We start from the raw sequence: 9,215 nt of genomic DNA on the forward strand, positions 1-9,215 counted from the left end.
CTTTTAGATGGAAGACTGCGTATTGATAATAATGATTCGGAGCGTAGTATAAAACCATTTGCAGTTGGCAGAAAAAATTGGATGTTCTGTGCAACAACTAAGGGTGCTAAAGCTAGTGCAAATATTTATAGTATTATTGAAACTTGCAAAGTAAATAAGATTAATCCTTATGATTATTTAAAATATTTGCTGAATCATATTCATGATTATTCTGATCCAAAAGAGTTAGTAAATTTACTTCCATATAATATTGATAAAAAAATATCATCAAATTAAATTTTTTTTAGAATTATCAAAAAACTTAAGAAACCCAAAGAAAGGCGGATAATACTTGTCAAGATGGGGATATTTTAGCGTTTACTTTTAAGTTAGCTAATATTAGTCCTAAAGCTATCGAGCTTGTACATAAAATTTTTTTCCCCCTCATAATTTTCCTCCTTGATATTTGTTTTTATTTTGCTACTATACCTATGATTGCTTAAGCCCTATAAGGTAGGTTGGCTTTCACACACATGCAGCACACTTAATAATCATGCTACATTTCAGAAATTGCAATTGCAACCATTAATTGTGAAAATTTATTCCTAGGTCTTTGATTTTTTTATGTAAAGCTGTTCTTTCGATCCCAATCTTTTTTGCTGTTTTTGTTACGTTTTTATAATTTTTTTGTAGATTTATTTCTATGTATTTTTTTTCAAAAAATTGTTTAGCAACTTTAAAAGATTGGTTGTGATAAAATTCTGTATCAAAATTTTCAGTACTTTTATGTAAGGAATTTTTAATATTTAATGAAGTATGTGATTTTAAAAGTAATTTAATTAATATATTTTCTATAGATGCTTTTAGTTCTAAAATATTTCCTGGCCAATCGTAGTTTAAAAATTGTGAAAAAAAATCATCATCTATATTTATATTGTTTATATTATAATTACTTTTGAAATTATTTACATAATATTCAACAATTGATTGGATATCTTGTTTGCGTTCTCTAAGTGGTGGTATTTCAATTGTAATTGAGGATAACCTTTGTAGCAAATCATGATTAAATATTTTTTTTAATTTATTTTTGATTAAAGAAGAGGAGCTTATAATTCTACAAAATTGTATTGAATTTTGACTTTTGTTTAAATAATTTAATAATTTCTTCTGTAAATTAGATGTTAACTTTGTGACCTGATTTAAATATAATGTAGATCTTTTAGCTTTTTCAAAAATAGGTGTATCATTTTTATAACCAAACAATATCTTGTCTAACTCCTGCTCAGTATAATTTTCAATATTTATTTTGTAAAAAGGCTTATTTCCTGAATTTTGACAATCATGTACTAATCTAGCGATTTTTTCTTTTCCAGTGCCTATTTCACCAATTATCATGGTTCTAGTGTTTGTACCTATTTTATTTGCAATTGTGTTTTTTATATCATTTATCTTTTTGCTTTTGCCAATAATAGCAGCTAAATCATTCTGTTGTTTTAGTTGTGTGTTATATTGTTGAAGTTCAATATTTTCTAAAGTTCTCTTCACTGTTAGTATTAGTTTTTCTGATTTGAAAGGCTTGTCTATAAAACTATAAGCTCCTAATTTTATTGCTTTAATAGCAGTTTCAATATTACCATGTCCACTAATTATAATTACAGCTGTGTTTTTATATTTTTCTTTAATAATTTTAAGCAATCCTAATCCATCCATATCGCTGCCTTCAAGCCAAACATCGAGAATGACTATTTTAGGGGTGAATTTTTCTAATAATTTTATAGCTGATGAGGAGTTCAACGTATATTCAGTTTGTAAATTTAATTCGTCTTCAATAATATCTTTTATTAATTCACCTATATCTTGTTCATCATCTATTACTAATAAGTCGACCATTTTTAATTATTTTTTTTTAACTTTTTTATAACATATAGTAGTAAAAAAATAAAAATAACAATAATAATTATAGTTATGTTAAATCTTTTTATATAAGTAGATATTAACTCTTCATTTGTTCCAATCACATGCCCAAGGTAAAGGAGGAATGACAGCCAAATCAAGCTTCCTAAAAATGTATAAAGTGTAAATAATTTTAAGTTCATCTTTGCAAGTCCAGCTGGGAAAGATATAAAATGTTTAATTCCTGGCAACATTCTTCCAAAAAATGTTGATATAACGCCGTATTTATTAAAAAAAAGTTCAATCTTTAGTAGTTGTCCAGATTTTAAAAAAAAGTACTTGCCATAATTTATAAATAATTTTCTACCAAAATGATAAGCTATAAAATAGTTAACAAATGATCCTGATAGTGTTCCTGCTATACTAGATATAAGTACAGGTGCTAGATGCATGTCTCCCTTAGCAATTAAGTATCCTGCTGGTATTAATGTAAATTCACTTGGTATGGGTATAAATGTACTTTCTATAAATGTCATTATAAAAATTCCAATATAACCAAAGGTTTGAACGAAATTTAAAATTAGCTTGAATATTTCTTCAAAAAATTCTACAAACATTTATTTCAACAATGTTTATTTTAAATAACTTTTGTTTAATATAGATTAAAAATTCTAAATCACAATTATTAATTTGCAATTATGGACATTTTAGACGAAATTCAAGAAGAAGTTAAGAAAGAAAAATTACTCAACTTTTTTCAGAATTATGGTAAATATTTAGTAGCTGCTATTTTAGCATGTTTTATTTTTACAATTTTATATTTTTGGTGGTGCAATTATAAAAGCAATTTATTGCTTGAGGATTCTAGTGAATATAATGATGCAATAAATTCCAAGGAGCAAATTAGAATTTCGAAATTAGAGAAAATTAAGCAAAAAAACAGTGTATATGGAGATTTAGCTAAGCTTCAGTTGGCAGCATATTATTACGACGATAAAGATTTTAATAAGTCAATTCATAATTATGAGTTAATTTATAAATCTAATAGTTCCAGTGAAATTTATAGGGATTATGCTAAATTAATGGCTATAAAAATAAGGGTACATACGGGAAAAATTAGTTTAGATGATGGAATAAAATTGTATGAGGATTTTTATAAAGATTCTAAATATTTTAAAAATATTGCAGTCTTAGGGGAATCAATATTACTTTTAAATAAAGGTAATTATAACTCTAAATCGCATAAAATAAATGAAATTCTAACAGACAATGAGGCTCCAAATTTATTATTATATCTTGCAAAAATTATAAATAAAAGATTGTCCTAATTTTATTAATTTATAAACTTTTTAAGTTAATTTTAAAAAAGAAACATCTTTACAGCTGGTATTTTTAGTTTTATTTTTTGTGCAAATTTTAAATTCTACAAAATTAGATGTTTATTAAAAATAAATTAGTTGGAGCAGTATTTATTGTTGCAGGAACTAGCATTGGAGCTAGTATGCTGGCTTTGCCAATGATGGCTTCTTCTTTAGGTGTTCTTAGCACATTAGCGCTTTTGATTTTTATATGGTTTTTAGGTTATTATACAGCAACTTTAGCTTTAGAGATCAATCATTTTTATAAGGGTGCATATTCCATTTCAGAATTATGTAAAAAAAGTTTTAATTCGAAGATCTGGTTATTAGCAGATTTTTCTATTGTGAGCTTGTTTTATTCTTTGTTAGCTGCTTATATTTCAGGTATTATTGATATAGCAGCAATTAATAAATTTATATTGACTAGTTATAAATCGAATTATTTAGGTTATTTGATTGTGGGAGTACTTATATTTTGTGTTGTTTATAATAATAAAATTTTAGATATAAGTAATAGATTGGTATTTATTTTGAAATTTACTCTTTTTTTGATTTTATTATATTTTTTATCTTTAAAGATCAAATTTGCTAACATTAATCACTTTGTTAGCTATATTGAGATTAATAGTCAAATATTTAAAGCTATTCCAATATTTTTTACATCTTTTGGGTTTCATGGTGGTATTCCCTTTATAATGAAATACTTAGATAACGATGCCATAAATATTAAAAAGTCATTTTTTTTGGGAAGCTTAATAAGTTTTTTTATATATTTGCTATGGATGTTTTTTTCTTTAGGAGTATTACCAAAATATGGATTGATTAGCTTTGAGTCTATTGAACATGCTAATAATAAATTGGGTTGTTTTATAAATATGTTAACTAACATTGCTGATAATAGTGCCTTGCATTCAGTGATATCTATGTTTAGTTGGTTAGCTATAGTTACTTCATTTTTAGGTGTGGGAATAGGATTATATGATTATTTTTTTGAGAAATTTAAGTTTAAAAAAAATATACTAAAAGATCAACTTTTAGCTCTTTTATTGACTTTTTTTATACCTTTTATTATGGCTATTTTTGAGCAAAATATATTTTTAAGTGCATTAGCTTTGGCAGCTATAAGCTTAAGTTTACTTGCAATTATTTTTCCTACAGCTATTGCATTTAAGATTGGTATAAAAAGTAGATTGGCAGTTATTATAACTATGTTTTTTGGAATAGTAATAATTGCCATAGAAGTTGTAAATTTACTGTTTTAATAATTGTGTAATAAATTATTACAGATAGTTGTAGGGTAAGGATGGGATATTTTGATTTAAGCATTTTTATTATTCTGACATTATTTACTTTGCTCTACACAGTAATCTTATCTAGGAAAAATAATGAAAGCAGTGTTGCTAATTATTTAATTTTTGGTCGTAAACTAACTTTGCCGTTATTTGTTACAACATTAGTTTCAACTTGGTATGGTGATATATTTGGAGTAACGCAAATTGCATTTAAAAGAGGTATAAGCACTATTGTTGTATATGGAATTGGCTTTTATTTAGCGGCTATTTTTTTTATGTTATTTTTTGTCGAAAAAGCAAGGAAAATGAATGTTTTTACATTGCCTGAGATAATTAAAGTAAAATATGGAAAAACTTCTTATAAATTAACATCTTTTATGATTTTAATAAAAGCTTTGCCTATTTCATATTTAATAGGAATTGGTTTGTTGATTCAAAAATTATTTGGATTGAGTTTAAATTCTTCTATGCTATTAGGTATGATATTTGTAATAGCATATATAGGAATCAGGGGTTTTAGTGGGATAATATATTCAGATGCCATTCAATTTATATTAATGTATGCATCTATTGTTATGGTTGTAATATTTTCATATCTTGAATATGGTGGTTATGATTTTTTAAATGCAAATTTAGGTGAGGAATATTTTTATATTAATAGTGGTGAGACGCTAACTGGATTATTTGTATGGTTTTTTATTTCAATTATTACTACTTTTATGAGTCCAGTATTTTATCAAAGGTGTTTTTCTGCAAAAAATTCAGCAATTGCTAAGAAGGGCATTCTTATTTCAGTAATATTTTGGATGATTTGTGATTTTTGTACAGTTAGTAGCTCTATGTATGCCAAAGCTGTCTTTCCTGATTCTATGCCACATGAAGCTTATTTTAATTATGCTATGAGTATATTGCCTATAGGTTTAAAAGGTTTGTTTCTTGCAGGTATTGCAGCAACAATTTTATCAACACTTGATTCTTTTTTATTTATTTGTAGTAGTACATTAATTTATGATTTGCTTGGTAAAAAATTTTCTCAAAACAATGTATATAAAATTGGAAGCTTAGTTATTACAGGTATAATAACTTTTTTATTAGCAGGGCATTTTGTTGATGATATTGATTATTTTTATAAATTGTTAAGAAGTTATTGTGGAATTACATTAGCTATACCAATGATGTGCACTATTTTTTTTAAAAAGATTTTAAGTGAGAAGCAGTTTATTTATTCTATATTACTAGCTTGTATGTCAATGTTTATTAATGATTTTTTTGGACTTACTGTAATTGAAAACTTTTATTTGGGGGCTCTAATAAGTTCTATATCAATTATGATATTTGCTTTGATAAATAATATTAGTAAAAGATGAATGTTATAGTGAGTTAGTTTTTTGCAAAAATCACTTGACTAGCTGATGAGTTATAAATATTATCTCCAGACCACATTGTTTTTTAATTTTTAAATTATTTTGTAATGCCAACTATAAGTCAATTAGTAAAAAGGCCTAGGAAATCTAAGGAGGCTAAAAATAAAGTTCCTGCTTTGCAAGGGTGTCCTCAAAAAAGAGGTATTTGTGCAAGGGTATATACAACTACTCCAAGAAAGCCTAACTCGGCTATGAGAAAGGTTGCTAGGGTTAAGCTTACTAATGGATATGAGGTGACAAGTTATATTCCTGGAGAAGGGCATAATCTTCAAGAGCACTCAGTTATTTTAATTAGAGGTGGTAGAGTTAAGGATTTGCCAGGAGTTAGGTATCATACTGTAAGAGGTGCATTAGATACACAAGGTGTACAAAATAGAAAGCAGTGTCGATCTAAATATGGAACAAAGAAAGCTAAATCGTAAATATATATGTCAAGACGTAGAGCTGCAGAGATAAAAAATATTACCCCTGATGCAAATTACAAAAGTATTGTGATTGCTAAATTTATTAACTATTTAATGCAAAATGGTAAAAAAGCTAAGGCTGAAAAGATTGTTTATGAGTCGATAGATAATCTTTCTGGTAAAATTAAAAAAGAGCCTGTTGAGGCTTTTGAAGAAATTGTTGATAATCTGAGGCCTTTAATAGAGGTTAAATCAAGGAGAGTTGGTGGAGCAACTTACCAAGTGCCAATGGAAGTTAGGTCTTCTAGAGCTTTGGCCTTGGCTTTAAAGTGGCTTGTGAATGCTGCTAGGTCTAGGAAATCAGAGAAGACTATGGTTGATAGATTGTCTAATGAATTAATAGATGCTTACAATAAGAAAGGGATGGCTTACAAGAAGAAAGAAGATATTCATAAGATGGCTGAGGCAAACAAAGCATTTTCTCATTATAGGTGGTAAGTTATGTGTGCAAGAGAAACTAAGATTGAAGATTATAGGAATATAGGCATCATGGCTCATATTGATGCTGGAAAAACTACCACTACAGAGAGAGTGTTGTATTACACTGGAAAATCTCATAAAATTGGAGAGGTGCATGAGGGTAATGCTACTATGGATTGGATGGAGCAAGAGCAAGAAAGAGGGATTACAATCACCTCTGCTGCTACTACATGTTTTTGGAAGAGCGAAAGTGGTAAGATGTGTAGAGTTAATATTATTGATACTCCAGGGCACGTTGACTTTACAATTGAAGTTGAAAGAGCTTTAAGAGTGCTTGATGGTGCTGTTGCAGTCTTTGATGGTGTTGCTGGTGTTGAGCCTCAATCAGAAACAGTTTGGAGGCAAGCTGATAAATATAATGTGCCAAGAATGTGTTTTGTTAATAAAATGGATAGAGTAGGGGCTGATTTTTATAGATGCGTTGATATGATTGTCGATAGGCTTGGTGCTAAGCCAGCTGTTATGCAGTTACCTATAGGTTCTGAAGATAATTTTTTAGGGGTTATTGACTTAGTGTTGAATAAGTCAATTATTTGGAAAGGTGATAAGCTTGGTGCTGAATATGAATATAGAGAAATATCTGATGATCTAAAGGATAAGGCTGCTGAATATAGAGCTAACTTAGTTGAGACTATTGTTGAGGCTGATGATGAAGTGATGGAAAAATACTTAGCAGGCGAAGATTTAACGGTAGAGGAGATTAGAAGATGTGTTCGTAATGGTGTGTTAAAAGGCATGTTTGTTCCAGTATTTTGTGGATCAGCTTTTAAAAATAAGGGGGTGCAGCCATTGTTAGATGCAGTGGTAGATTATCTTCCAAGTCCAATTGATATTCCTCCTGCTAAAGGTATTCAATCTAGCAGCCAAGAAGAGGTGGAGGTTGGCTCTTCTGATGATGGAAAGCTGTGTGCTTTAGCTTTTAAAGTGATGAATGATCCATTTGTAGGTTCTTTAACGTTTGTTAGGGTGTATTCTGGTGTTTTAAAATCAGGTGTTACTATTTATAATGCTACTAGAGAAAAAAAGGAGCGTGTTGGTAGGATGTTGCTTATGCATGCGAATAATAGAGAAGATGTAAAAGAATGTTATGCTGGTGATATTGTTGCAATAGCAGGGTTGAAAACAACTTCTACAGGAGATACGCTTTGTGAAATTGGTTGTGATATTGTTTTAGAGAAAATGGAATTTCCAGAGCCAGTTATTGAGGTAGCTATAGAGCCTAAAACTACTCAAGATCAAGAAAAAATGTCTATTGCAATAGCAAGGTTGGTTGCTGAAGATCCTTCTTTAAGAGTTAATACGGATATTGAAACAAATCAGACTAAGCTTGCTGGTATGGGTGAATTGCATTTAGAAATTATAGTTGATAGAATGAAGAGGGAGTTTAAAGTTGATGCAAATATTGGTGCTCCTCAGGTTGCTTATAGAGAGACTATAGATGGTTCGCATGAAATTGATTATACTCATAAAAAGCAATCAGGTGGTGCTGGTCAATTCGCTAGAGTTAAGATATTGTTTGAAAAATTAGAGCCAGGAGAAGGATATCAGTTTGTAAGTAAAATTGTAGGTGGAAATATTCCTAAAGAGTATATACCTGCAATTGAAAAAGGTATTGAGCAAATTAGTAAGACTGGTGTTATTGCTGGTTATCCGTTGATAGATTTTAAGGCTACTCTTCTTGATGGAGCGTATCATGATGTAGATTCAAGCGCACTTGCATTTGAAATTGCTGCTAAAGCTGCTTTTAGAGAAGGTATGAAGAATGCTTCCCCAATTTTATTGGAGCCAATAATGGATGTTGAGGTTATTACTCCTGATGATTACATTGGTGATGTAATAGGTCATTTAAATAGTATACGTGGTCAAGTTTTGGGAATGGAGCCAAGAGGTAATGCTCAAATTATTAAAGCTAAAGTGCCTTTGGCGACAATGTTTGGGTATGTTAATACTTTGAGATCTATGACACAGGGTAGGGCTCAATATAGTATGCAATTTGCTAATTATGAAAAAGTTTCTCAGCATATTGCTGATGAGATTATCAACCAAGAAAAATAAAAAAGGAGAAAGGAAAAATGGCAGAAGGAAAATTTGAAAGAAACAAGCCGCATGTAAACACAGGGACGATAGGGCATGTGGACCATGGGAAGACAACGTTGACAGCAGCGATAACTAAGTATTTTGGGAAGTCAGCGGTAAAATATGATGAAATAGATAAAGCACCGGAAGAGAAAGAGAGGGGAATAACAATTAACTCGGCACATGTGGAGTATGAGACAGAGAGCAGGCATTACGCACACGTAGATTGTCCAGGACATGCGGATTATG

Annotated in this window: 10 protein-coding genes; 8 read left to right on the forward strand and 2 right to left on the reverse strand. The window is 29.4% G+C overall.

Annotated features, from left to right (window positions below):
* On the forward strand, positions 1-276 hold a 276-nt coding region (locus EIC27_RS07885; RefSeq protein ID WP_153183752.1), incomplete at its 5' end, for a transposase domain-containing protein.
* A 288-nt stretch (positions 277-564) separates the two neighbouring features.
* Here the strand turns inward: EIC27_RS07885 and EIC27_RS04185 are convergent.
* Both EIC27_RS04185 and EIC27_RS04190 read right to left on the reverse strand, forming a co-directional pair.
* Positions 565-1,869, reverse strand: coding sequence for a sigma-54-dependent transcriptional regulator (locus EIC27_RS04185; RefSeq protein ID WP_126044875.1), 1,305 nt, complete (start codon positions 1,867-1,869; stop codon positions 565-567).
* A 2-nt stretch (positions 1,870-1,871) separates the two neighbouring features.
* A complete protein-coding gene (locus tag EIC27_RS04190; RefSeq protein WP_126044876.1) occupies positions 1,872-2,489 on the reverse strand; it encodes a DedA family protein in 618 nt (205 codons plus the stop codon).
* A gap of 81 nt (positions 2,490-2,570) precedes the next feature.
* On the opposite strand from EIC27_RS04190, the gene EIC27_RS04195 reads away from it, so the two are divergent.
* The 7 genes from EIC27_RS04195 to EIC27_RS04225 all read left to right on the forward strand — a co-directional run.
* Positions 2,571-3,200: a tetratricopeptide repeat protein gene (locus tag EIC27_RS04195; protein WP_126044877.1), complete on the forward strand. Its 630-nt coding sequence runs from the start codon at positions 2,571-2,573 to the stop codon at positions 3,198-3,200.
* Between the two features lie 107 nt (positions 3,201-3,307).
* The gene (locus EIC27_RS04200; protein WP_126044878.1) at positions 3,308-4,492 is read left to right on the forward strand and encodes an aromatic amino acid transport family protein; all 1,185 of its coding nucleotides are present in this window, start codon (positions 3,308-3,310) and stop codon (positions 4,490-4,492) included.
* Positions 4,493-4,533: 41 nt separating this feature from the next.
* Positions 4,534-5,889: a sodium:solute symporter family protein gene (locus EIC27_RS04205; protein WP_126044879.1), complete on the forward strand. Its 1,356-nt coding sequence runs from the start codon at positions 4,534-4,536 to the stop codon at positions 5,887-5,889.
* A gap of 104 nt (positions 5,890-5,993) precedes the next feature.
* Positions 5,994-6,368, forward strand: a complete 375-nt coding sequence (rpsL, locus tag EIC27_RS04210) for a 30S ribosomal protein S12 (protein ID WP_126044880.1) — start codon at positions 5,994-5,996, stop codon at positions 6,366-6,368.
* 6 nt (positions 6,369-6,374) lie between these two features.
* Complete coding sequence (rpsG, locus tag EIC27_RS04215; RefSeq protein ID WP_126044881.1) at positions 6,375-6,848, forward strand: 30S ribosomal protein S7; 474 nt, start codon at positions 6,375-6,377, stop codon at positions 6,846-6,848.
* A 3-nt stretch (positions 6,849-6,851) separates the two neighbouring features.
* Positions 6,852-8,945 (forward strand): elongation factor G, encoded by a 2,094-nt coding sequence (fusA, locus tag EIC27_RS04220; protein WP_126044882.1) that lies wholly within the window; start codon positions 6,852-6,854, stop codon positions 8,943-8,945.
* A gap of 17 nt (positions 8,946-8,962) precedes the next feature.
* On the forward strand, positions 8,963-9,215 hold a 253-nt coding region (locus EIC27_RS04225; protein WP_240627088.1), incomplete at its 3' end, for a GTP-binding protein.

Origin of the sequence: Candidatus Aquarickettsia rohweri, from assembly GCF_003953955.1 — a bacterium.
Classification (GTDB): Bacteria; Pseudomonadota; Alphaproteobacteria; order Rickettsiales; family Midichloriaceae; genus Aquirickettsia; species Aquirickettsia rohweri.